General features: G+C 46.7%; 19 protein-coding genes. 8 read left to right on the forward strand and 11 right to left on the reverse strand.

Annotated features, from left to right (window positions below):
* Nucleotides 1-8 precede the first annotated feature (8 nt).
* The 8 genes from DW896_RS08175 to DW896_RS08215 all read right to left on the reverse strand — a co-directional run bounded on the left by DW896_RS08175 (nt 9) and on the right by DW896_RS08215 (nt 8,991).
* Nucleotides 9-1,457, reverse strand: coding sequence for a UDP-N-acetylmuramoyl-L-alanyl-D-glutamate--2,6-diaminopimelate ligase (locus DW896_RS08175; protein ID WP_009037699.1), 1,449 nt, complete (start codon nt 1,455-1,457; stop codon nt 9-11).
* Nucleotides 1,458-1,502: 45 nt separating this feature from the next.
* Nucleotides 1,503-3,641, reverse strand: a complete 2,139-nt coding sequence (locus DW896_RS08180) for a penicillin-binding protein (RefSeq protein WP_005830388.1) — start codon at nt 3,639-3,641, stop codon at nt 1,503-1,505.
* Between the two features lie 87 nt (nt 3,642-3,728).
* Nucleotides 3,729-4,079 carry an FtsL-like putative cell division protein gene (locus tag DW896_RS08185; RefSeq protein ID WP_005830386.1) on the reverse strand — a complete coding sequence of 117 codons (351 nt, stop codon included), beginning with the start codon at nt 4,077-4,079 and terminating at the stop codon, nt 3,729-3,731.
* A gap of 9 nt (nt 4,080-4,088) precedes the next feature.
* Nucleotides 4,089-5,009: a 16S rRNA (cytosine(1402)-N(4))-methyltransferase RsmH gene (gene rsmH / locus DW896_RS08190; protein WP_008662693.1), complete on the reverse strand. Its 921-nt coding sequence runs from the start codon at nt 5,007-5,009 to the stop codon at nt 4,089-4,091.
* A gap of 10 nt (nt 5,010-5,019) precedes the next feature.
* The gene (gene mraZ, locus DW896_RS08195; RefSeq protein ID WP_005834563.1) at nt 5,020-5,496 is read right to left on the reverse strand and encodes a division/cell wall cluster transcriptional repressor MraZ; all 477 of its coding nucleotides are present in this window, start codon (nt 5,494-5,496) and stop codon (nt 5,020-5,022) included.
* A 521-nt stretch (nt 5,497-6,017) separates the two neighbouring features.
* Nucleotides 6,018-7,439 carry a glycoside hydrolase family 125 protein gene (locus DW896_RS08205; protein ID WP_085931532.1) on the reverse strand — a complete coding sequence of 474 codons (1,422 nt, stop codon included), beginning with the start codon at nt 7,437-7,439 and terminating at the stop codon, nt 6,018-6,020.
* A 168-nt stretch (nt 7,440-7,607) separates the two neighbouring features.
* Complete coding sequence (locus tag DW896_RS08210) at nt 7,608-8,111, reverse strand: RNA polymerase sigma factor (protein ID WP_005830374.1); 504 nt, start codon at nt 8,109-8,111, stop codon at nt 7,608-7,610.
* Between the two features lie 376 nt (nt 8,112-8,487).
* Nucleotides 8,488-8,991, reverse strand: a complete 504-nt coding sequence (locus tag DW896_RS08215) for an RNA polymerase sigma factor (RefSeq protein ID WP_008662699.1) — start codon at nt 8,989-8,991, stop codon at nt 8,488-8,490.
* Nucleotides 8,992-9,206: 215 nt separating this feature from the next.
* On the opposite strand from DW896_RS08215, the gene DW896_RS08220 reads away from it, so the two are divergent.
* Nucleotides 9,207-10,025, forward strand: a complete 819-nt coding sequence (locus tag DW896_RS08220; RefSeq protein ID WP_005830371.1) for a 1-acyl-sn-glycerol-3-phosphate acyltransferase — start codon at nt 9,207-9,209, stop codon at nt 10,023-10,025.
* A gap of 43 nt (nt 10,026-10,068) precedes the next feature.
* Entirely contained in the window at nt 10,069-11,046 is a 978-nt protein-coding gene (locus DW896_RS08225) for a GNAT family N-acetyltransferase (protein ID WP_005830370.1), read from the forward strand.
* 28 nt (nt 11,047-11,074) lie between these two features.
* On the opposite strand, the gene DW896_RS08230 is transcribed toward DW896_RS08225, so the two are convergent.
* Nucleotides 11,075-12,403 carry a deoxyguanosinetriphosphate triphosphohydrolase gene (locus tag DW896_RS08230; RefSeq protein ID WP_009037700.1) on the reverse strand — a complete coding sequence of 443 codons (1,329 nt, stop codon included), beginning with the start codon at nt 12,401-12,403 and terminating at the stop codon, nt 11,075-11,077.
* A gap of 212 nt (nt 12,404-12,615) precedes the next feature.
* Between DW896_RS08230 and dut the strand changes: the two genes are divergently transcribed.
* The 4 genes from dut to DW896_RS08250 are packed head-to-tail and all read left to right on the forward strand — an operon-like array spanning nt 12,616 to nt 16,863.
* Nucleotides 12,616-13,050 carry a dUTP diphosphatase gene (gene dut / locus DW896_RS08235; RefSeq protein ID WP_025831605.1) on the forward strand — a complete coding sequence of 145 codons (435 nt, stop codon included), beginning with the start codon at nt 12,616-12,618 and terminating at the stop codon, nt 13,048-13,050.
* A gap of 46 nt (nt 13,051-13,096) precedes the next feature.
* Nucleotides 13,097-14,947, forward strand: a complete 1,851-nt coding sequence (locus DW896_RS08240; protein WP_034529262.1) for a tetratricopeptide repeat protein — start codon at nt 13,097-13,099, stop codon at nt 14,945-14,947.
* The gene (locus DW896_RS08245) at nt 14,925-15,512 is read left to right on the forward strand and encodes a DUF4292 domain-containing protein (RefSeq protein WP_008662710.1); all 588 of its coding nucleotides are present in this window, start codon (nt 14,925-14,927) and stop codon (nt 15,510-15,512) included. Before DW896_RS08240 ends, DW896_RS08245 begins: the two co-directional genes overlap by 23 nt.
* Before the next feature lie 49 nt (nt 15,513-15,561).
* Nucleotides 15,562-16,863, forward strand: a complete 1,302-nt coding sequence (locus tag DW896_RS08250) for a murein hydrolase activator EnvC (RefSeq protein ID WP_008662711.1) — start codon at nt 15,562-15,564, stop codon at nt 16,861-16,863.
* A 7-nt stretch (nt 16,864-16,870) separates the two neighbouring features.
* On the opposite strand, the gene DW896_RS08255 is transcribed toward DW896_RS08250, so the two are convergent.
* Both DW896_RS08255 and DW896_RS08260 read right to left on the reverse strand, forming a co-directional pair.
* On the reverse strand, nt 16,871-17,941 hold the full coding sequence (locus tag DW896_RS08255; RefSeq protein WP_008662712.1) for a M20 family metallo-hydrolase: 1,071 nt from the start codon (nt 17,939-17,941) through the stop codon (nt 16,871-16,873).
* Nucleotides 17,942-18,031: 90 nt separating this feature from the next.
* A complete protein-coding gene (locus DW896_RS08260) occupies nt 18,032-18,649 on the reverse strand; it encodes a porin family protein (protein WP_005834577.1) in 618 nt (205 codons plus the stop codon).
* 217 nt (nt 18,650-18,866) lie between these two features.
* Here DW896_RS08260 and DW896_RS08265 point away from each other — a divergent pair, with 217 nt between their 5' ends.
* Together DW896_RS08265 and DW896_RS08270 are read left to right on the forward strand one after the other, a co-directional pair.
* A complete protein-coding gene (locus DW896_RS08265) occupies nt 18,867-20,672 on the forward strand; it encodes a long-chain fatty acid--CoA ligase (protein ID WP_057256311.1) in 1,806 nt (601 codons plus the stop codon).
* Nucleotides 20,673-21,619: 947 nt separating this feature from the next.
* On the forward strand, nt 21,620-24,709 hold the full coding sequence (locus tag DW896_RS08270; protein ID WP_119993110.1) for a SusC/RagA family TonB-linked outer membrane protein: 3,090 nt from the start codon (nt 21,620-21,622) through the stop codon (nt 24,707-24,709).

Below are 24,709 nucleotides of genomic sequence, written 5' to 3' on the forward strand. Positions count from 1 at the left end.
TTAGCATATCAGCACATTATTTCATTTAATATCTCTTTGTCGTCAAAATGGTGTTTCACGCCTTTAATCTCCTGATAATTCTCATGCCCCTTGCCTGCAACGAGAATCACGTCTCCCGGCTGTGCCAGCATGCAGGCTGTCTTGATGGCTTCGCGGCGGTCGGTGATGCTGATGGTTTTCTGCATGTCGTCTTTATCCAGTCCCGCCAGCATGTCGTTGATGATGTCCTGCGGCTCTTCAAAGCGCGGGTTATCGGAGGTGATGATGACCCGGTCGCTCAAGCGGGCGGATTCTTTGGCCATGATGGGACGCTTGCCTTTGTCGCGGTTGCCGCCGGCGCCCACAACGGTAATCACTTTCCCTTTTCCTTCCAGCACTCCGTGAATGGCGTTCAATACATTGACCAGGGCGTCTGGAGTATGCGCATAGTCCACAATGGCGGTGTAGCCTTTCGGTGAACGGATGGCATCGAAGCGGCCGGTTACCGGATGCAGCGTGCTGAGGGCAACCAGTACATCCTCTTCTTTCTTGCCAAGCAATACGGCAGTACCGAATACCGCCAGCAGGTTGTAGGCATTGAACTTTCCGATGAAACGTACTGCCAGTTCGTGATTGTTGAAGTCGAGTAACATTCCCTCGAAATGAGACTCCAAGACTTTGCCTTTGAAGTCGCTAAGACTACGCAAAGAGTAGGTGTATACCTTCGAACGGGTATTCTGCGTCATCACAAGTCCGTTCTTGTCATCCAGGTTGGTCAGGCTGAAAGCTCCTTTTGGCAGTTCGTCGAAGAACTTTTTCTTGGCTTTGAGGTAGTTCTCCACCGTTTTATGATAATCCAGATGGTCGCGGGTCAGATTAGTGAAAATACCGCCGGCAAACTTCAGACCGCTGATGCGCTTCTGGGCAATGGAATGGGAACTGACTTCCATGAAGGCATACTTGCAGCCGGAATCTGCCATTTCTCCGAGCAGGCGGTTCAGGGTTATCGGGTCCGGGGTGGTGTGTTCGGTCGGTACGGGCAGGTCGTCGATGTAATTGCATACAGTGGAAACCAGTCCGACCTTGTAGCCGAAATAGCGGAAAGTATTATATAATAAGGTGGCAACGGTTGTTTTTCCGTTGGTTCCGGTCACGCCGATGAGTTCCATCTTGGATGTAGGGTCGCCATAGAAAGTGGTAGCCACTTTCCCTACGGCATCTTCACTGTCTTTCACCTGAATGTAGGTGATGCCGGCCTTAAGCTCTTCCGGCAATTCTTCACACAATACTGCAACAGCCCCTTTATCGATGGCAGCCGGAATGTAGGCATGCCCGTCGGTCTGCGTACCACGCATGGCCATGAACAGATGTCCGGTTCCTATCAGGCGGGAATCTATATTCACCCCCGTTATCTCCATGCTTGTACTTCCGGTAATCCGGACCGGCTGTATTGTTTGCAACAAATCACTTAATCTCATACCTTATTATATATAGTGTATATCCAAATCTTGTTTATTCTCATGTTAACGTAGTGTCAGGGCTATGGTTTGTCCTTTCACTATCCGGCTACCGCTTGCTATGGACTGGTTCCTCACCCGTCCTACGCCGTTTAGCCTTACTTTCAGTCCTTTACTCTCTAAAAGGTAGACAGCATCTTTCGCTCCCATACCTACCACGCTGGGCACGGTGCCCGAGGCCGGTTCCTGGTCTTGCAGGATGACTGCCGACGGAGCTGCTTGTGTATGCCCCCACTGTTCCTTTTTCTTTTGTCCGGCGAACTGTTTCTGAACGGGCACTTTCAAATCATTCAGTACAAGGAGTGCTTCGTTCATCTCTCCGGCTTTCACGGGAGGAATCACATTGGTGGTACTGTCTATGGCACTGCGTATGTCAAAACGCAGGTCTTTGGCATAAACTCTTTCTGCTATTTTCCCAAAGACACTACCTGCCATCAGACCGCCTGAAGCTGGTAACCCAGGCTTCTGAATGGAAACGATGCAACTGTATTTGGGTGCTTCCGAGGGGAAATATCCGCAGAAACTTACAAGGTAATTCACCCGTCCCGACTTATATCCGGCGGCTCCTTGTGAAATCTGTGCCGTACCCGTCTTGCCCGATACGGAGAATTGCTTGCTGCCGGCGGGTTTTGCCAGACCTTGCGATACCACTTTCCGAAGGATTTCGCGGATCTGTGTCAGGGTATGGTCGGAACATATCTTGGGATTGATTACTTCCGTAGGATATTCTTTCACTACCTCACCGTCCTTTACCGCTGCTTTCACAAACTTGGGGCGTACCATGACCCCGTTGTTGGCTATGGCATTGTAGAAGGTCAGTATGTTCATAGGAGGTACCTGAGTCTCGTAGCCGATACTCATCCACGGCAAAGTCGTTTTGGCAAAATAACGCTCTTTGGGTCCTTTGATGTTGGGCTTCCCTTCACCGGGTATTTGCAGATGAAGCGGCTGGTCGATGCTCATGCGCTTCAAACCGTCCACGAACTTCTGCGGATTATCCTTGTAGTGCTTGTCGATGAGGTAGGAGACGCCCACATTGGAAGAAACTTCCAGAATACGTGTCACATCTATCTTTCCATAACCTCCCCGGTGCCAGTTGTGGTCTCTCATCTTGCTGCCGTACATATTCATAATACCGTTGCCCGTGTCTACCTCGGTATCCGGGGTTATCTTGCCATCTTCCAGTGCCACCATAATGGAGGCTGTCTTGAAGGTGGAGCCCGGTTCCAACATATCGCTGATGGCATTACTGTTCATTTCGTAGTAATTGCCGTCTCCGGCTTTCATCATGTTGACAATGGCCTTTACTTCTCCGGTAGCCACTTCCATCAGTACGGCTACCCCGACATTGGCATTGATTTCCTTCAACTTGTCTACCAGGGCTTTTTCGCAGATGTCCTGCATGCCTACGTCGAGGGTGGATATGATGTCACAACCGTCTACCGGGGGAAGGTCTACGATATTCAGGTATTTATTCATCACCTTCTGACGGTGGGTAATACCGTTCCGTCCTTTCAGCAGGGTGTCGAAGGCCAGTTCAATGCCGTTACGGGCTCCCATGGCTGTATCGGCATAGAGACGGCCCAGGGTTTGGGCTGCCAAAGAACCGAACGGCTTTTTACGCTGGTTGTATATCTGTTCGTGGAACCCGCCTCTGTACTTGTTCATCTTGAATACGGGTAACCGCTTGGCTTCCTTATACTGAATGTAAGAGATGCGCCGGTTGCGGTTGGGAAGAATGTTGTAGTTCCGGCTCTTCATCTCCCGCCCCTTGCGCAGATGGCTTTTGAAGGTGGCGGCACTGATGTCCGGAAAAATCTGATGAAGCCCGATACAGATGGAATCGAAATTGGCTTTCCAGATAGAATCCTTGCGCTGCTGGTCCTTTTTGCGGCGCTTCTCGTCCCTTTCGCCGGACATGAAGTCCATATATATTTTATATTCCGGCAGCGAACTTGCCATCAGTTTGCCATCCGAGGACAGGATATTTCCCCGGTTGGGCTTCACCGTTACATTCTCTTTTACGAAGCGGTCGGCTACATCGTGCCAGTACTGTCGCTCGGCAAACATAATCATGGCGCCTTTCACAACAATAGCTATCCCCACCAACCCCATGAGTAGGACGACGAAGAAGTAACGGGTCATTATGTTTTTTTTATTTACAGCCAATGTTATTTACGATTTAACGATTTACGATGTACTATTGAAATTACTTTAATCCTCAATTCTCCATTATTTTAGTAAGTACGGTGGATTAGTGGAAGTCTGCAAATCGCTTTCTTTGGTGGCGATGTATTCCTCGATGCGTGATTGGCGGCTCCGCTCCATCAATTCCGAACTGCGTGTCAGGGCATCGTACTTGATGTCTATCAGCTCTTTTTTAAGATTGTCTATCTCTATCAGTTGCAGTTGGCATTCGTAACGGTTGTTGATGTAAATAATGATAAGCACCATGATAAGGAACAACAATCCGGCTTGGCGGCGGAAGAAGTCTGTGGCCAGAATGTCGCCTCCGATGATGTTCTTCAGTGAGGTGCGTTTTTTCACCTTTTCCGTATTCTTTTCTTCTTGCTTCTTTTCCATTGCTAGTCACTAATCATTCATTACTCTTTCTGCAATTCTCAGCTTGGCGCTGCGCGAACGCGGATTGCGCTCTATCTCTTCCTCGTCCGGTACAATCACTTTGTTGTTGACTAGCCGGAACGGGGTCAATACGTTCCCGAAAAAATCTTTTTCGGCCTTGCCTTCCACGTTGCCGGTTTTCATGATATTCTTCACCATACGGTCTTCCAGGGAGTGATAGGTTATCACCACCAGGCGGCCTCCCGGCTTTAGCGCTTCTGTTGCCGCATACAGCATTTCTTTCAGTGCTTCCATTTCCTGGTTTACCTCAATGCGCAATGCCTGGAATACTTTTGCCAGTTCTTTCTTCTCGCGTTCGCGGCCGAAGAGTGGCTTGACGATTTCCAAAAATTCGCCGATGGTGGCAATTCTCTGCGTAGCCCGTGCCTTAACGATGACAGATGCCAGTTTCCGGCTGTTCTTCAGCTCGCCGTACAGATAAAAAATATCGGCCAGCTTTTCTTCTTCGTAGGTATTCACGATGTCGGCAGCGGTCAGGCCGGCACGCTTGTTCATACGCATATCCAGTGCCCCGTCGAAGCGGAAGGAGAATCCCCGTTCGCTGTCATCAAAGTGATGGGAAGATACGCCGAGGTCGGCAAGTATGGCATCCACTTTTTCGATGCCGTGATAGCGTAGGAAGTTGTGCAGGTAGCGGAAGTTGCTGCGTACGAATGTAAAATGCGGGTTGTTCACAATGTTGCGTTCCGCATCCTCGTCCTGGTCGAAGCTCAGCAGCCGGCCGCCGTCTTCCAGGCGGGACAGTATCTCGCGCGAATGTCCTCCTCCACCAAACGTTACGTCTACATACGTGCCGTCCGGACGGATGTTCATTGCATCTACGCTCGGCATCAGCAATACGGGGATGTGATATGTTGTTTCTTCTTTCATCATCTGTTGTTTATAGCTTATTTTCGTCACAACAAATATTTTCGTCTCCCAGCAGTTCTTCAAGAGCCTCGCTGAACTCGTCGGGGTTCATGAATGGTTGGTCGGCACGTTCCTTAGCCCAGATTTCTATTGTGTTGTCCACACCAATGAAGCGGACATCACTTTGTATACCCGCCATTTGCAGGTAACGTTTTGGGAGCAGGATGCGTCCGTTCCCGTCAGGGGTCATAACTTCCGCGTCACTTACGAACTGGCGGAAAATCATTTGTTGTTTGGCGTTCCATTTATTCAGCCGGCAGCGAAGTTGGTTTTGAGTGGCAAACCATACACTTTCCGGGTAGAGCACCAGGCAATCCTGATACACGTCCTTACGCAACACGAGTCTTTCTTCAGAAGCGGCTTGCAGCTGTTTCCGGAAGGTGGCCGGGATGAAAACTCTTCCTTTTGCATCCGCCTTAGCCTCGATATTACCTAAAAATTGTATCATTTCTCACCTTATTATAATAAGCGACGGTAAAAATACACATTTCCCCACAATTCCCCACAATCTTTTAACTAAAATCTTAGGAAGAAGTTTTCAACACCTTGTTGATAGCTTATTCATTTGATAATGAAGCTGCTTTTGAAACGCTTTGCTGGTGGGGGATTCGTGTAGTCTCTTTTGAAAAGATTCGGTTGAGGATGACGGTCTTTGGTTTGAAAGTCGCTTGTTGGTGGAATGGTGTCTTGGGTGGGAAACTTCTTTCCCAGCTTTGCGGATATCTAAACCAAGACTTGGTTTCTCTATCCCCAGGCTTGGTTTGGAAAAACCAAAGTTTGGGATAAAGCTCTTTCTTAACTCTTTCTTGTTTTAGTATTAACTTCTGAAACTTTTTTTGTTAACTTCCCGTCTATTTTGTGAACGTTACTACTTACCGGAAGATGATGGGAGGGAGGAGTGATAATATTCCCCCTGGAGTGGTTGATTATTACATTCATCCACAGAATCCAGGGGGGATAAATGTTTTTTTACTGTATGCTGTTCAGCAAGTCTAGCTTGCCCTCGTTCACCAGTTTTAGAATGAGTTCGCCAAACAATGTGTTTTGCCATGCAAACCAGGCGCGGGTGAACTTGGCGGGATTGTCTTTGTGGAAAGACTCGTGCATAAAGCCGGTTCCGGCTTCTGTATCCATCAACATCTTCACGCAAGTTTTAATCTCTTCATCGTTCTGGCTTGTGAAGGCTTTCATCATGATGCTCATCGGCCAAATCATGTCGTAGCCGATGTGCGGACCTCCAATGCCTTCGCCTGCCGTACCTTTGAAGAAGTATGGGTTATCCTCGCTCCATACGAAACGACGGGTGTTCTGGTAAATAGGATCGTTGATGTCCACATCGCCCAGATAGGGCAGTGCGATAAGGCTCGGTACATTGGCGTCGTCCATCAGAAGGTGGTTGCCGAAACCGTCTACCTCGAAGGCATAGATGGTGCCGTATTTGGGATGGTTGTAGGTAGCGTATTTTCGTAGGGCGGTTTCTACTTCTCCGGCCAGGTCGGTACATTCTTTTGCAAGCTCCGGGCGGTTATTGACTTCAGTCAGAATCTCGGCTGCCTTACGCAGCGAAGATACGGCGAAGAAGTTGGAGGGTATCAGGAATTGGAAGGTGGTGGCGTCATCGGAAGGGCGGAAAGAAGATGCAATCAGTCCGACCGGTTTCACCGGATTGCCCCAGCCGTCGTTGGTCATCGTGTCCAGTGCGCGTTCAGTTACCCGCTGGAAATGGTAGGAACCGCGTCCGTCACGGCGCTGTTGGTCGCGGAAGGTGGTCAGGATGTTTTGGATTGCTTTTATCCACTCGGCATCGAAGATGCTTGTATCACCGGTCGTTTTCCAGTAATGGTAGGCAAGGCGTAGCGGATAACACAGTGAATCGATTTCCCATTTACGCTCGTGCACCTCGTCGTTCATGTCGGTAAGGTCGGTTTTCCAGTGTCCGTCGGGGATGGGGCCGTCGTTGAAGGCGTTGGCAAACGGGTCTACATTAATCAGCTTGAATTGGCGGTTGATGACTCCTGCAAGCATCGTCTTCAGTTCCTTGTCTTCATTGGCCAGCTGTACGTAGGGCCACACCTGCGCACCTGAGTCGCGGAGCCACATGGCATGGATATCTCCGGTGTAGACAAATGTGTCGGGCTTCCCGTCTTTCTTGTCCTTGCGGAAATGGACGGTGGTGTCCAGCGTGTTGGGAAAGCAGTTAGTGAACATCCATGACAGCTTCTGATTTTTCAGCAGCTGCTGTATCCGTTGAATTTGTTCTTCTACGGCTTTGGAACGGAACAGTCGTTTTGATTCTACCGGTCGGTTGTCTTTCTTGATAGCGTCGGAGGCGCATACGTGGTTACTCATGGCCGGCTGTACGGCAAAAACGGCAGGAGTAGCCATTGTCATTGCTGCAAATGTGCAGGCTGTAATGATTGTCTGTTTCTTCATGTTGTTTATTAATTACTCGGTTTTTCTTTAGGTATCTTGGTTTGTGTCCCATGATTGCCCAAAGATAAGCATATTTACTTTTTTATCCGGCCAATTAATAAACAATTCTTAGGTTGCCGTATTCTCTTATCTGAAATCTTTCAGTTCCTGTTGCAGTTTCTGGCGGGTAAAGAAGATGCGGCTCTTTACTGTTCCAAGTGGGAGGTTCAGCTTTTCTGCGATTTCACGGTACTTGAAACCGGAGACATGCATGGAGAAAGGTATCTTGTACTCACGTGGCAAGGCATTGACAATGCGGTGCATTTCCTTCAGGTCGTAGGCGCCTTCTGTGCTGTCGAGTGTGAGGTCGTGCGGCGTGTTCAGATGATAGAGATTGTCTGTGGTATCTACAAATGTCTGGTCACGTACCACTTTACGGTAATTGTTGATGAAAATATTACGCATGATGGTATATATCCATCCTTTAAAGTTGGTATCAGGTGTGTACTTCTCTTCATTGTCCAGAGCTTTCAGGGATGTCTCTTGAAGCAGGTCGTTGGCCTCTTCGCGGTCGGAGGTTAATTTATATGCAAAGCGTAATAAGTCGTTTTGAACTCCGAGTAGGTCTTGGGTAAATGTTCTATTATTCATAATGGATGTTTTTTAAATTATTGTTCGTTTTATTGATGATGCAAAGCTACGGATGATTTCTCTTTTTGATAGACGGAAATCAAACTCTCTTTGGGGTAAAATCTAACAATTGGCAGTTTTCGGGTGGCTTTGGTTAGCTTTCAGTGCCTCGGATAGGTGGAAAAGTGGGATGTAGCCAGAGATTGCTATCCTGATTTTTGTAAATAATATTGTCGCAAAGCGTAACGGCTTGAATGAGTTTGTGTACGAAATACAAGGGGCGAGACCATGAAAGGCAGACGCGGGATTGTCCCGACCTGCCTTTCTCTCTTTTGATACAACTAAAATCTGTACTCTTCTTAATTTATGGAAATCACTGGTTTTATATGCTGAGTGCTTAAACAAAATCCTTCAAGTCTTGTTGTAGTTTTTGGCGGGTGAAGTAAATGCGGCTCTTTACCGTGCCTAAGGGCAACCCTAGCTTCTCTGCAATTTCGCGGTATTTGAAGCCGGAGACATGCATGGAGAAGGGAATCTTGTACTCCCGTGGAAGGGCGTTGACAATGCGGTGCATCTCTTTCAGGTCATATGCGCTTTCTGTGCTTTCAAAAGCGGCGTCGCGCGGCAGGTTCAGGTGATAGAGATTGTCCGTGGTATCCACGAAAGTCTGGTCACGCACCACTTTGCGGTAATTGTTGATGAAGATATTGCGCATGATGGTGTATATCCATCCTTTGAAATTAGTATCGGGCGTATACTTCTCTTCGTTATCCAGAGCTTTCAGGGATGTTTCCTGCAAGAGGTCGTTGGCTTCTTCACGGTCGGAAGTAAGTTTGTATGCAAAACGCAATAAATCGTCTTGAACTCCGAGCAGGTCTTTTTTAAATGTTATATTGTTCATATGTGCTATGTTTTTTTTCGTTAATCTTGATATTGCAAGTTTACGGAAGTTTTCTCTTTCAGGCAGACGGATTTCAAACATACTTTAGGGGAAAAACTATCAATTGACAGTTTTTAGGTGCTATTTGATAGATTTCGGGTGCAGTTTTCTGTCATTTTTTTGCGATTAATTAAAAAGATGAGTTAATTTTGCGCATTCATTTCATCAAAAGAAGAATGGCTGACGACTCTTTATTTTTGATTGACATAGACAAGATACTTCGGGAAAAGGCTCCGAAGCAGTCTAAGTATATCCCCAAGTTCGTGGTTTCTTATTTGAAGCACATCGTTCATCAAGAGGAATTGAATGTCTTTTTGCGGGAGTCGAAAGATAAAGTCGGTGTAGATTTCCTGAAAGCTTGTCTGGAGTTCCTTGATGCCAATATTGTGGTAAAGGGGGAGGAAAATCTGCCTAAAGAAGGGCTTTATACTTTTGTGTCCAACCATCCCCTGGGTGGGCAGGATGGAGTGGCACTGGGTTATGTCCTGGGCTCCTTTTATGGTGGCAAGGTGAAATATATGGTCAACGACCTGCTGATGAACCTGCACGGACTGGCGCCGCTTTGCATCCCCATCAACAAGACGGGAAAGCAGGCCAAAGACTTCCCCAGAATGGTGGAGGCGGGATTTGCTTCGGACAATCAGCTCATCATGTTTCCCGCAGGGCTTTGTTCGCGTAGGCAGAATGGGGTCATCCGTGACTTGGATTGGAAAAAGACCTTTATCGTGAAGAGTGTCGAAGCCCACCGTGATGTAGTTCCCATCCACTTCGAGGGGCGGAACTCCAACTTCTTTTATAATCTTGCCAATTTTTGTAAGATGTTGGGCATCAAGTTCAATATCGCCATGCTTTACCTGGCAGATGAAATGCTGAAGAATCGCCATAAAACATTTACCATCACCATAGGGAAGCCTATCCCCTGGCAAACTTTCGACAAATCGAAAAGCCCGGCCGGATGGGCGCAATATGTGAAGGATATTGTATATAAATTGTAGAGAGACCGTATTTATATTAAAGAAGAACTACTAACAGAAAAATATGGAAGATGTTATTGCACCGATAAGCAAGGAGCTGTTGAAAGCGGAGTTGACTGAGGAAAAGCGTCTGCGCATGACCAATAGAAGTCATAATCAGATATATATCATTACTGCCCAAGACTCTCCGAATACAATGAAGGAGATCGGCCGTTTGCGCGAGATTGCATTCCGTGCTGCGGGAGGAGGAACGGGCAAGTCTATGGATATTGATGAATATGACATCATGGACAACCCGTACAAGCAGTTGATTGTCTGGAATCCGGAAGCAGAAGAAATTTTGGGTGGATACCGTTATATCTTAGGTACGGATGTGCGTTTTGATGAACATGGTGCCCCTATTCTGGCAACTGCCCATATGTTTAACTTTTCGGATAAGTTTTTGAAGGACTATCTTCCTACGACCATCGAGTTAGGACGTTCGTTCGTTACGTTGGAGTATCAGTCTACGCGTGCAGACAGTAAAGGTCTGTTTGCGTTGGATAATCTGTGGGATGGTTTGGGCGCACTGACCGTAGTCATGCCCAATGTGAAGTATTTCTTCGGAAAGGTGACTATGTATCCCAGCTATCATCGTCAGAGTCGTGATAAGATTCTTTATTTTCTTCGGAAACACTTTGCGGATAAGGACAACCTGATTACTCCGATGAAGCCGTTGCTTCTGGAATCGGACGAGAATGAATTGGCGGCTCTCTTCTGTAAAGACTCTTTTAAGGAAGACTATAAGATTTTGAATTGTGAAATCCGTAAGGCGGGGTATAATATTCCCCCGCTGGTGAATGCCTATATGAGTCTCAGCCCTACCATGCGTATGTTCGGTACAGCCATCAATTACGGTTTCGGAGATGTGGAGGAAACGGGTATCCTAATTGCCGTGGACGAGATTTTGGCAGAAAAGCGCATTCGCCACATCGAGTCGTTCATAGCGAGCGAACCGGAGGCGTGCAAGCTTACGTCGGGAGCAAATAAGGTTGTATCATAGGACTATCCGGAGGAATGTTTGTCGTCTGTTATACCGCTGGCAAGCTATTCCCGTTTATTTTCCTATATAAATCGAGTGCAAATACATCCGTCATTCCGGAGATGTAATCCAATACCGCCTGTATTCTTTCGTAGAGTGCAGGCGCTTTTATGTTGTACTGGCCCGATACGCGATTGATGAGCAGTTGCGAATATGCCTTTTCCGGAGAACGCACGGCGTCAATCATCAGTTCGAGCAGGGTACTGATGATGCGGAAACCGGCAAGTTCAATGTCCAGTACATCGCGTGAACGGTAAATCCTCTTCAGGGAGATGTCTGCACAGTGCTTGTAGGCATTGGCTGGTACCTCGGATATATGGTTGATGAGGCTTCCTTCAAATTCTCCTTTCAGAATCTTTTCTTCATTGTCTACAAAGGCTTGCACGCATTCGCCGATAAGCAGTCCGATAACGCTGGAACGCAGATAGGCTATTTGTTCATTGGTGTCACTTACTATCTCCATCGTTTTGAGCCGGTGTGCTTGGCGCTCTTTCGAGAAATAAGAAAGAAGCAACTCTTTGGTTTCTTGTGTAGTCAGAATTTTCAGTTTGTGAGCATCCTCAATATCCATCATCTGGTAGCAGATGTCATCGGCGGCTTCCACCAGATAGACCAGCGGGTGGCGGGCATATTTCAACGGGGCATCGTTCTGCTTCTCCATACCCAACTCTTCTGCTATGCGGCGAAAACTTTCTTCCTCTGTGATGAAGAAACCGAATTTTGACTTTTTGCCTGCAAGACTCGATGAAAAGGGATATTTCACGATGCTTGCCAAGGTGGAGTAGGTGAGTACAAATCCTCCCTGTCGCCTTCCCTCAAACTGGTGGGTAAGCAGGCGGAACGCATTTGCATTCCCTTCAAAGTGGGTAAGGTCCTCCCATTGGGAAGGTGTCAGTTGGCCCTTCAGGGACATTCCTTTTCCTTCAGAAAAAAAGGTGGAAATAGCTCGTTCTCCCGAATGTCCGAAAGGAGGATTTCCCAAGTCGTGTGCCAGGCAGGCGGCGGAAACGATGGAGCCTATTTCGGTGAGGTAGCTGTCTTGCAGTTCCGGACGGCGGGCAATGAGAGCTTTCGATACATCGTTGCCTAGTGAGCGGCCTACACATGATACTTCCAAGCTGTGTGTCAATCGGTTGTGGACGAATACACTACCGGGAAGAGGGAATACCTGGGTTTTGTTCTGCAGACGGCGGAAGGGAGCAGAGAAGACAAGGCGGTCATAGTCACGTTGGAATTCCGAGCGGTTTTCATGGCGTTCCTGGTGAAACTCTTCCAGTCCGAAGCGTTTGGCAGATATGAGCGTATTCCAATTCATCATGATGTTATTTGAGATTTGACGATTTACTATTTACGATTGAAGTTACTATTATTTAACTGCAAATGTATCACTATTTTGTATAAAAAGCCGTATTTTCGCCCAAGTTTATAGTAAAAGGAAGATGAATTGCGAAACTTGAATTACTCGAATTGTAAGAATAGAAGTAGCCCCAATCGTAAATAGTAAATCGTCAAATCGTAAATAACATCATGTTGAACGTACAAATCATCAATAAATCAAAGCATCCGCTTCCGGCTTATGCCACTGAGCTGTCTGCAGGAATGGATATCCGTGCAAACCTTAACGAACCTATTTCGCTGGCTCCGATGCAGCGGTGTCTGGTGCCTACGGGCCTTTATATCGCTCTTCCGGAAGGATTTGAGGCGCAAGTGCGTCCGCGTAGTGGATTGGCCATTAAGAAGGGGATTACCGTGCTGAACTCCCCTGGAACGATTGATGCCGATTACCGTGGTGAGGTTTGTATTATTCTCGTCAACCTTTCTGCAGAAACCTTCGTCATCGAAGATGGGGAGAGGATTGCACAAATGGTGATAGCGCGTCACGAACAAGCTCTTTGGCAGGAAGTGGAAGTGCTGGATGAGACGGAGCGCGGTGCCGGAGGTTTCGGGCATACGGGTAAAAAATGAATGGATATTGTTCCGTTTTACGGGTTAAGAATTTATAATTAAATAGATGAGAATCAGAGTAAAAATAATACTTGCGTTGTTGATAGGTACCTTCTGCTTTACTACGTACGGAGTGCAGGCTGCCAACGTTCAAGCTTCAAAGGAGAAAATGAGCGGGTACGGTCGGTCTGAAAAGGCACGGAAGGAATTGAAGAAACGGAAGAAGTCGAAGAAAGCCGACGTTTCGCTCGTAAAGGAGCTTACCCCCGAACAGCAGCGCCGTTACGACTACTTCTTTCTTGAAGCCGCCCGTCTGAAAGTCCAAAAAGACTATGATGCGGCTTTCGATGTCCTGCAACATTGCCTGACGATAAACCCGAACGCATCATCGGCTTTGTATGAGATGGCCCAGTATTATATGTACCTCAAGCAGGTGCCGTTGGGACAAGCCGCCTTGGAAAAGGCGGTGGAGAATGCTCCCCATAATTACTGGTATGCCCAGGGACTTGCCAATCTGTATATGCAGCAAAACGAAACGGAGAGAGCCGCTGCCTTGTTGGAAAATATGGCGGTACGTTTCTCGGATAAGCTGGACCCGCTATACAACTTGCTGGAGATTTACAACCGCCAGGAAGAGTATGACAAAGTTATCGGTATACTGAACAAGCTCGAGGAACGGATGGGCAAGAATGAACAGCTCAGTATGGAGAAGTTCCGCATCTATCTGCAAAAGAAGGACGACAAGAGCGCCTTTCATGAAATAGAAAGTCTGGTAGAAGAGTATCCCAACGATATGCGCTATCAGGTTGTGCTGGGGGATGTCTATATGCAGAACGGGAAAAAGCAGGAAGCTTATGAGATTTACAAGAAGGTGCTGGCCGAAGAGCCGGACAATGCAATGGCCATGTACTCATTGGCTTCTTACTACGAAGAGACCGGACAGAAGGAGCTGTATGAACAGCAATTGGACACGCTGTTGCTGAACAAGAAAGTGGCTTCGGACACCAAACTGAATGTGATGCGGCAGTTCATCGTGCAGAACGAGCAGGCAGGCAAGGACAGTACACGTGTCATTACGCTCTTCAACCGCATCATGGAGCAGGAGCCCGATGAGGCGCAATTACCTTTGCTGTATGCCCAATATCTTCTTTCCAAAGGAATGAACAAGGAGGCAGGGCCGGTTCTGCGCCAGGTTCTGGCGATAGACCCTACCAACACAGCGGCTCGTATGACATTGCTGGGGGAAGCTGTGCGCCAGGAGGATTACAAGGAAATAATGAATTTGTGCGAAGCCGGTGTGGAGTCCAATCCCGATATGTTGGAGTTCTATTTCTATCTGGCCATTGCCTACAACCAGGCGGAACGGACGGATGATGCCCTTGCCATCTGTCAAAAGGCTTTGTCGCACGTCAAGGACGACAGCAAGAAGGAGGTCGTATCAGATTTTTATGCCATTATCGGTGATGCTTATCACACCAAGAATCTGCATGCGGAAGCTTATGCGGCTTATGATTCCGCTTTGGTGTACAATCCTTCAAACATCGGTGCCTTGAATAACTACGCATATTATCTTTCCGTGGAGCGCCGCGACTTGGACAAGGCGGAAGAGATGAGCTACAAGACAGTGAAAGCCGAGCCGAACAATTCCACCTATCTCGATACATATGCATGGATATTGTTTGTTAAAGGTAATTATGCCGAGGCGCGTCTCTACATAGATGAGGCGATAAAGAATGATAAAGATAGCAGTGACGTGGTCTTGGAACATTGCGGAGATATCTATTACATGACTGGCGATGCGGAAGGTGCCTTGAAATACTGGAAACAAGCCTGGGATAAGGGCAATCGCTCTGATACGTTGAAACAGAAAATACAAAAAAAGAAATATATATCAGATGAAACTAAACCTGCTGAATGATATGGCAAGGATATGCCGCCTGTTGTCCTTGCTGTTGTTGCTGGCTGTGGGGCTTGCCGGTTGCAAGACTTCGCGTCACTCAAGTTCTCTGTCCGGAGAATCTGCCTGCCTTTCCTCCAAAGTGCAGCTGACGGTACCCCATAAAGATGCCACCCTTACTGTGAACGGTACGATGAAGTTGAAGAAGGAAGAATGCATGCAGATTTCCTTTCTGATGCCGATACTTCGTACGGAGGTGGCACGTATGGAAGTCACCCCGGATGAGATTCTGTTGGTAGACCGTATGGGAAAACGTTATGTCCGTGCAACACGTAAGGAACTGAAGGATGTGCTGCCCAAGAAGGCGGATTTTGCCCATTTGGAGAAACTGCTTTATGCTGCTTCCAAACCCAATGGCAAGAAGGTGCTTACCGGCAAGGAACTCGGGATACCCTCTCTGGAAAAGGGAAAGATTGAACTTTCCAACTTCTCGGATAAGCCTTTTGCACTGACTCCTACCCAGCTCTCACAGAAATATAAAGAGGTGGAGCTGGAAGAACTGCTGGAAATGCTGATGGACCTTTGATTAGTTGATAATTGTCAGATAATCCCTCATAACTTATAACTCATAACTTATGAAGCTTCTCCTTCTCTTCTTTCTCCTCCTTTTGCCGGTTTCTCCGCTCCTAGCCCAGTCCAACAAGCTGATTAAGGAACTGGAAAGCAAGCGTGGTGCCTTGCAGAAACAGATAGCAGAGTCGGAAACGCTGTTGATAACCACCAAGAAGGATGTGGGAAGCCAGTTGAACGGTCTTGCTGCACTGACCGGACAGATAGAAGAGCGCAAACGCTATATTCTGACTATCAATAATGATGTGGAATCCATAGAGCGCGAGTTGTCTTCATTAGAACGTCAGTTGACCCGCCTGCAACGTGACCTAAGGGACAAGAAGAAGAAATACGAATCGTCCGTTCAATATTTGTATAAGAACCGCTCCATTGAAGAGAAGCTGATGTTCATTTTCTCTGCCAAGAGCCTGGCACAGACCTATCGACGCATGCGCTATGTACGTGAATATGCTACTTATCAGCGCCTGCAAGGCGAGGAAGTGTTGAAAAAGCAGGAGCAGGTGAACCGTAAGAAGACTGAGCTTCAGCAAGTGAAGGTTGCCAAGGAAGGATTGTTGAAAGAACGTGAAGAGGAGAAAGTCAAGCTGGAAGCGCAGGAGAAGGAACAAAAGTTGTTGGTAGCCAATCTGAAAAAGAAACAGCGGGGCTTACAGAACGAACTGAATAAGAAACGCCGTGAAGCCAATCAGCTCAATGCACGCATTGACCGTCTGATAGCGGAAGAAATAGAGAAAGCGCGTAAGCGTGCGGCAGAAGAAGCGCGCCGTGAGGCAGCCGCACGTAAAAAGGCTGGTGAAAAAAACGAAAAAACGGCAACTGCCTCTACGCCCGCAAAGCCGAAGGCACAGCCTTTGGAAACTTACTCCATGAGTAAGGCAGACCGTGAATTATCAGGGAACTTTGCTAATAATCGCGGTAAGTTGCCGATGCCCATCACCGGCGCGTATATCATTACCAGCCATTACGGCCAGTATTCTGTGGAAGGTTTGCGCAATGTCAAGCTGGACAATAAGGGCATCGATATACAAGGGAAACCGGGTGCCCAAGCCCGTGCCATCTTCAATGGTAAAGTGGCGGCTGTCTTTAAACTGAACGGACTGTTCAATATCCTTGTCCGTCACGGGAATTATATATCAGTCTATTGCAACTTGTCATCGGCCTCGGTGAAGCAGGGCGATGATGTTACCACCAAACAGACTCTCGGACAAATCTTCTCGGATGGGGCCGACAATGGTCGTACGGTGCTACACTTCCAATTGAGGAAAGAGAAGGAAAAACTGAATCCGGAGCCGTGGCTGAACAGATAATGATAATTTAAATTTTTACTTCTTCCAGCAGCTCCAGATACATCCCTATCGCCTCCTCTATCTCCTTGACAAAGATAAATTCATCGGCAGTGTGTGAACGGGCACTTTTCCCCGGTCCCATCTTCAGAGAAGAGAATGGCATCAGTGCCTGGTCGGACAAGGTCGGTGAGCCGAAAGGAGTACGTTTCATGGCAATAGCCTTTTGCACTACCGGATGCTCCGGAGCTACGTGTGAAGAGCTTAGCCGGAAGGAGCGGGCTTTGGCTTCACACGTGATGTGTTTCTGTATTTCATCGAATAGCTCCTGATTGCTATAACACTCGTTGCTGCGAATGTCTACGACAAAAGTACAACGGTCGGGAATGACGTTATGCTGTGTACCGGCGTTTACCATGGTTACGCTCATCTTCACGGGACCCAGCAGGGAAGATTCTTTTGGGAAACGGTAATCACGAAACCAGGCAATATCATCCAATACCTTATATATAGCATTATCTCCCTCGTTTCGGGCTGCATGTCCCGATTTTCCGGTAGCAGTTACGTCCAGCACCATCAATCCTTTTTCTGCAATGGCAGGTTGCATCTCTGTCGGCTCGCCTACAATGGCAAACTGTATGGGAGGGAGTTCCGGCAATACGCATTCTATTCCCCCCTTGCCTGATACTTCCTCCTCACACGAGGCAAGATATATCAGATTGTAGGCCTGAGTGGTGCGGCACAATGTCAGGAATACTTGCAGCAGGCTGACTACACTGGCTCCGGCATCGTTGCTGCCCAGCCCGTAGAGCTTTCCATTACTTTCCAGCGTTGGTTTGAAAGGATCTTTCCGCCACCCGTTGACGGGTTTTACGGTGTCGATATGGGAATTCAGCAGCAAGGTCGGTTTCTTTAAGTCGAACATCGGGCTGAGGCACCATACATTGTTGCCTTTACGTCCTGTTGCCATGCCTTGCATTTCGATATAGTTCTGCAGATAATCTGCCGCCTTCTCCTCGTCGCGGCTCAAGGAAGGAATGGCTATCAGTGATTTGAGCAATCCGATTGCTTCGGAAGTTAAAGTCGGTATATCGTAAATCATATTCGGTAAATAAATAATCTGGCCGCAAACTTACGGATAAAAAATGAAAAGGACGCCAAACCGACGTCCTTTCTGTTTTTTCAATATTGTTTAGAAGAAGCAACTGAGTGATATCATCAAGTTGCGGTTTTTGTTGCCTGAATCTTTAATGTTCTCTACCAGTCCCCAGTCATAACCGATGGAAATCTGATATTTCTGACTGAATTCGACTCCGGCTTTTAATCCGAGACCGAAATCAAAACGCTTCATGGCATCATCCCCGAATACATTGGTGGAGTTATCATCAAACTCATATTCGTCAAGAATATCTCCTTCTGCCTTGGCTTTGCCAAAAAGACCGATGGCTAAATAAGGACCGGCATTGCCGAATATGGCAAAGTTCTCATTCACTGCATATTTATAGCCAATGTGTACAGGAATTTCCAGGTAGTAGGGATTGAACTTGATAGAAGCAGCAGAGCCTCCGTCTATTTTGGCTCCTTTCAGCGTAAGTAATGCACCCATATCGAGGTAGACTCCTTCTGAAATTTGAGGCAATCCTACTTCAGCCTTTACCCCAGCATGAAAGCCTATTTTACTGTCGAAACCGGTAATGGAGAAGTTACTGGAGTTCATGCCGACTGTTGCTCCCCATCTGAGGTTGTCTTGAGCATTGATGCTTGCTAAACCTATGGTCAGCATAGCCATTAAAAGCAATACTTTTTTCATGTTCATTGAATTTGATTTAGTTTGTATATCACCACAAATATATAGATATTTAATATATTTCTATTGTTTTAATGGTAAAGAAAGTATCTTTTGTGGATAATTTGCTAACGGATGGTCGGATACTTTAAAGGTAAAGTTTGAATAATTACCCGCTAATATCAAATTAGTTTCAAATGAAACCACTACCTTTGTACCGTATTTACCAATATCAAAAGTTATGACTTATCATCATTTATCTGTCCTGGTGCATCGCCAGGCAGAGAAGTATGGAGACAAAATAGCCCTGAAATACAGGGACTATGAAACTGCACAATGGATACCCATCTCTTGGAAAGAGTTCTCACAGACTGTACGCCGGACTGCCAATGCAATGGTGGCTTTGGGAATAGAGCCACAAGAGAATATCGGTATCTTCTCGCAGAATAAACCCGAATGTCTCTTTACTGATTTCGGTGCATTCGCCAACCGGGCGGTGACTATACCTTTGTATGCTACCAGCTCACCGGCCCAGGCACAGTATATCATCAACGATGCACAGATACGTTATCTGTTTGTAGGCGAGCAGTTCCAGTACGATGCCGCTTTCAGCGTGTTCGGATTTTGCCAGTCTCTGCAGCAGCTCATCATCTTCGACCGTGCTGTGGTGAAAGATCCGCGCGACATGACTTCCATCTATTTTGATGAATTTATGGCAATGGATGAAGAGTTGCAGCACAATGCCATTGTAGAAGAACGTACAGCAGCTGCCTCAGATGATGACCTCGCCAATATCCTTTATACTTCCGGTACTACCGGTGAGCCGAAAGGTGTCATGCTCCATCATTTCAATTATAGAGAGGCTTTCCGCATTCATGATATCCGATTGCCTTTCATGACAGACCAGGATGTTTCCATGAACTTCCTTCCGCTGACCCATGTATTCGAAAAGGCATGGACCTACCTTTGTATACATCGGGGAGTGCAGGTCTGCATCAATCTCCGTCCACAAGATATCCAAACTACTATTAAAGAGATACGCCCTACACTGATGTGCAGTGTACCCCGTTTTTGGGAGAAAGTCTATGCCGGTGTGCAGGAGAAGATTTCCCAGGAAACCGGTCTGCGTAAGGCGATGATGTTGGATGCCATCAAGGTGGGCAGGACGCATAACATTGATTATTTGCGCCAAGGAAAGACTCCTCCGATGATGCTTCATCTGAAATACAAGTTCTACGAAAAGACCATTTATGCTCTGCTGAAGAAGACGATAGGTATTGAGAACGGTAATTTCTTTCCTACGGCAGGTGCTGCTGTGCCCGATGAAATCTGCGAGTTTGTGCATTCTGTAGGTATAAACATGGTGGTGGGCTATGGTCTGACGGAATCTACGGCTACCGTTTCCTGCTTCCTCAACGAAGGCTATGAGATTGGTTCCGTAGGTACGGTGATGCCTGATGTGGAGGTGAAGATTGGCGAGAACAACGAGATACTTCTTCGTGGTAAGACTATCACTACCGGCTACTACAAGAAACCGGAGGCAACGGCTGCTGCCATCGACCGTGACGGTTGGTTCCACACGGGTGATGCCGGTTATTTGAAGGATAGCCATCTGTATCTGACGGAGCGTATCAAAGACTTGTTCAAGACCTCCAACGGAAAATACATTTCGCCGCAGGCATTGGAAACGAAGCTGGCTATTGACCGTTACATTGACCAGATTGCTGTCATTGCCGATGAGCGTAAGTTTGTTTCCGCTTTGATAGTTCCCGTTTATGGCTTTGTGAAGGATTATGCCAAGGAGAAAGGCATTGCATACAGCAATATGGATGAGTTACTGCAACATCCCAAGATACAGGCGTTGTTCCGTGCCCGTATCGATACCTTGCAGCAGCAATTTGCCCATTATGAGCAAGTGAAGCGCTTCACGCTCCTGACCGAACCGTTCAGCATGGAGCGTGGCGAGCTGACGAACACGCTGAAGCTGAAACGCTCTGTAGTGGCAAAGAACTACAAGGGGCTGATTGACAAGATGTACGAGGAATAGATTTCCATTTGTTTGTTTTTGAACCGTCCGACTTGGAGTGAATTATTTTCATTCCGGGCCGGACGGTTTGTTTTATGTATGGACTTGCCCTTGGCAGATAGGACTCTCGAGTATGTGCACGTTAGTTAGGCTTAAAAAACAGCCTGGTAGATAAATGGGGATTTATCATTTCAAAACAGCTTCTTCAAAGATAAAGGGGAAGAACCGTCTGTCATCTGTCACGGGATTCAAGCACGTAGTCCGGAACGCTCCCCTTGTTCAGTCCGTCTTTCCCCGTTGCTTTATCCCTCAAACGCTTGGTGTCTGTCCCCGAAACAGCCTTTGTTCATTGTCGGCTCACTCGGGTGAACAAATCAGCTCACTATGGTGAACAACTCCATTCACTATAGTGAACGAGTCAGACCACTATAGTGAGCCGCTCAGAAACTCAAAGCCTCTATAAGACAAAGAAGCGGACACAACAAGAGAAAGAAGGGGACGAGACAAGAGAAAGCAAGGGAACGGGACAGACCGAACACCGGTGAGGGCAAAATTTGCCCTCACCCTTTTTATTTGCCCTCACTCACCCATGTAATGCCGATGAACAGGGCGGTTCGGGAAGTGAGTGAGGGCGGTGAGGGCAACATTAAGAAAATCGTATTAGTTTTTCCTTCTTCTTCCGAACCCGATTAACTTTTATTAGCAAAGAAACTTCTGTTTCTCGATAGGGTTGCGGTTCTCTACCCGGTTTTATATACGAAGCTTAAAAAGAAATCTGCAGAATAAGAGACATTTTAATAAGCTCGAGTATTAACCGTAACATTCTAATAGCCTATGTAGCATACAAAAAGAAACAAATGAGATTGACATTCAACCCTGCTTGTCAATCGGAAAGACAGACCCCATCAGAATCTGTTTATTAACTTAACACACATTTAATCTAATATTTATTTTCCGAAAAACAGCTTATGAAAAAAAGAATTATGCTGACCTTGGTTTGCCTGCTGGCAGCCATCGGTTGGGTAGCAGCCCAAAATTCCCCCATTACCGGTATCGTTATTTCAGCTGAGGACAATGAACCGATTATCGGAGCTTCCGTATTGGTAAAAGGAAGCACTACCGGAGCCGTAACGGATTTAGACGGCAAATTCACTATTACAGATGCGCCCGCAGGTGCGAAAATCCTGCAAGTGTCTTTCGTAGGTATGATAACACAAGAAGTTCCCATCACTCCGGGGACGATAAGAGTCACATTAAAGAATGATGCCAAGCTGCTGGATGAAGTGGTGGTAACGGCATTGGGTATCGCAAAGAAAGAAAAATCACTGACTTACTCTACTCAGGTAGTAAACGGTGATGAATTGGCACGCGTGAAAGACCCCAATATGATGAACGCATTGGCCGGTAAGACGGCAGGTGTGCAGATTAATAAGAGTTCTTCCGGTTTGGGAGGTTCTTCTAAAGTGATTATTCGTGGTAACCGTTCTGTAAGCGGAAGTAACCAGCCGTTGTATGTGATAGACGGTGTACCGTTCGGTTCATCTACCAACGAAAATACCTCAACTACTATCGGCGGAGACAACGACAGTGGTAACTACGACCGTGGCGACGGTATTTCCAATCTGAATCCCGATGATATTGAGAGCATGAACATATTGAAAGGCCCTGCCGCAGCTGCACTTTACGGTAGTTCGGCTGCCAATGGTGTGGTGATTATTACCACTAAGAAGGGCAAGGAAGGACGCGCCAGTATCAGTTTCAATACCAGCACCACTTTCGATATAGCTGCATACGGTATTCCCGAATTCCAGAATCACTATACGGGTGTGTCAACCAGTTGGGGCAGTGATATCAAAGGTAGTCCCGACTATACAGACGATTTCTTCAAAACAGGTGTCACTACTATCAACTCGCTCTCGTTGAGCATGGGTTCGCAAGCTATGCAAACTTACTTTTCCTATGCTAATACTTACGGCAAGGGCGTGGTGGAAGGTAATAGCTTGGTGAAGCATAATTTCAATTTTCGCGAAACTGCCAACTTCCTCAATAACAAACTGACTGTTGATGCCAATATCAATGCGATGTATCAAAGGGGGAACAACCGTACTACTTCGGGAGGTTATTACATGAATCCTTTGGTAGGTCTTTATCACTTCCCGCGTGGTGGTGTTGAAGGTGGAAAGGACTTTAACTACTACAAAGATAATTATCAGATTCTTAATGCCGGTCGTAACATAATGGACCAGAACTGGTATAAATCTCAAGGTACTGATATGGAGCAGAATCCCTATTGGTTGATTAATAAGGTTCCGAATGAGGATACCCGTTATCGTACATTGTTGAATCTGAGTGTGAAGTATAAGTTCAATGACCTGTTCAGTATACAGGCTCGTGGTAGTGCCGACTATGTTGTAGACAAGAACAATACACGTATGTATGCAGGTACCAGCCCGGTGTTGTGTGGTATGAATCCGGCTGGAACAGGAACTAACGGTCGTTACATCTACGGTGAATCAAGTAGCCTTTCTTCTTATGGGGATGTTTTGTTTACTTATCAACAGCAATTCACTAACTTCAGTGTCAATGCTTCGGTAGGTGCCAGCATCAACGATTATACAGGAAACGGTACAGGTTTCGATTCCTATCCGGGTATACTCTCTGTGCCCAACGTATTCACTATGCAGAACTGCTCCTTGAACAAGGGCTCATTGACCGATTGGAAAACCCATACTCAAAGCCAGAGTGTGTTCTTCACCGGTCAGGTAGGCTTCAAAGATCAGATTTATGTGGACGTGACAGCACGTAACGACTGGACTTCAACATTGGCATTTACCAAATACAAAAACAAAGGCTTTTTCTATCCGTCAGTAGGTGTGACATGGTTGCTGAACGAAACATTGAAATTACCTTCTTGGATTGATTTAGGTAAGATTCGCGGTGCATGGTCGAAGGTGGGTAACGGTTTGAATACTTATACTTCAAATCCTCTCAACTCCATTACAAAGAGTGGTAGCATCAATTTCAACAGTACAGCTCCGTTTGCAGAACTGAAACCGGAAATGACTACTTCCATTGAGTTTGGTACTGAGTGGCGCTTTTTCAATAGCCGCTTGGAGTTCGACTTCACTTATTATAAGACTAATACAAAGAATCAACTCTTTACGTTGGATGCTCCGTCAGGTTCACAATACGCCCGATATTACATCAATGCCGGTGATATTCAGAATACCGGTGTCGAAGTTATGTTGAATGGAACTCTTGTCATGACTAAGGATTTCCGCTGGAAAACCGGTGTTAACTTTGCAACCAATAAGAACGAAGCAAAGGCACTGGCTGGTGATGACTTTGGTTATTTTACATTTAGCGGTGGCGAAAGTAACAATGTATGGAGTCGTTTAGAAGTAGGTGGTTCGTTTGGTGACATTTACGGTACTACTTTTGTACGTGACGAAAAAGGCAATATTCAGTATGAACCTGCAAAAGAAGGACAAAAAGATAGTGATAGACTTCCATTGGTGGACAAGACAAATCCGGTGAAACTGGGTAATTCTACTCCTGATTTTAACTTGGGGTGGAGCAATACAATCACGTGGAAGGACTTCTCTCTTTACTTCTTGATTGATGGACGTTTTGGAGGTGAAGTGATGTCTTTGACGGAAGCCGACCTCGATCAGCAGGGAGTAAGCAAGGCAACGGGTGATGCTCGTGACCGTGGTTACGTGATGCTGGAAGGCCGTCAAATTACAGATGTGGAAGGCTTCTATAATCAGGTTGGTGGCCGTGCGGGTGTGACCGAGCATTATATGTACAGTGCTACCAACATACGTTTGCGCGAACTTTCCATTGGCTATAGTCTGCCTCAGGCTTGGTTGGCAAAGACTGGTGTCATTAAGAACGCACAGGTTTCACTTGTAGGCCGCAACCTGTTCTTCTTCAAGAACAATGCTCCATATGATCCTGATGGCATGCTTTCTACCAGCAACCGTCTGCAAGGAGTTGATGTGTTTGGTATGCCTACCAACCGTTCGATTGGGTTCAACTTGAAAGTTAATTTTTAA

The sequence above is a fragment of the Bacteroides sp. AM41-16 genome (assembly GCF_003603495.1).
GTDB lineage: Bacteria > Bacteroidota > Bacteroidia > Bacteroidales > Bacteroidaceae > Bacteroides > Bacteroides uniformis.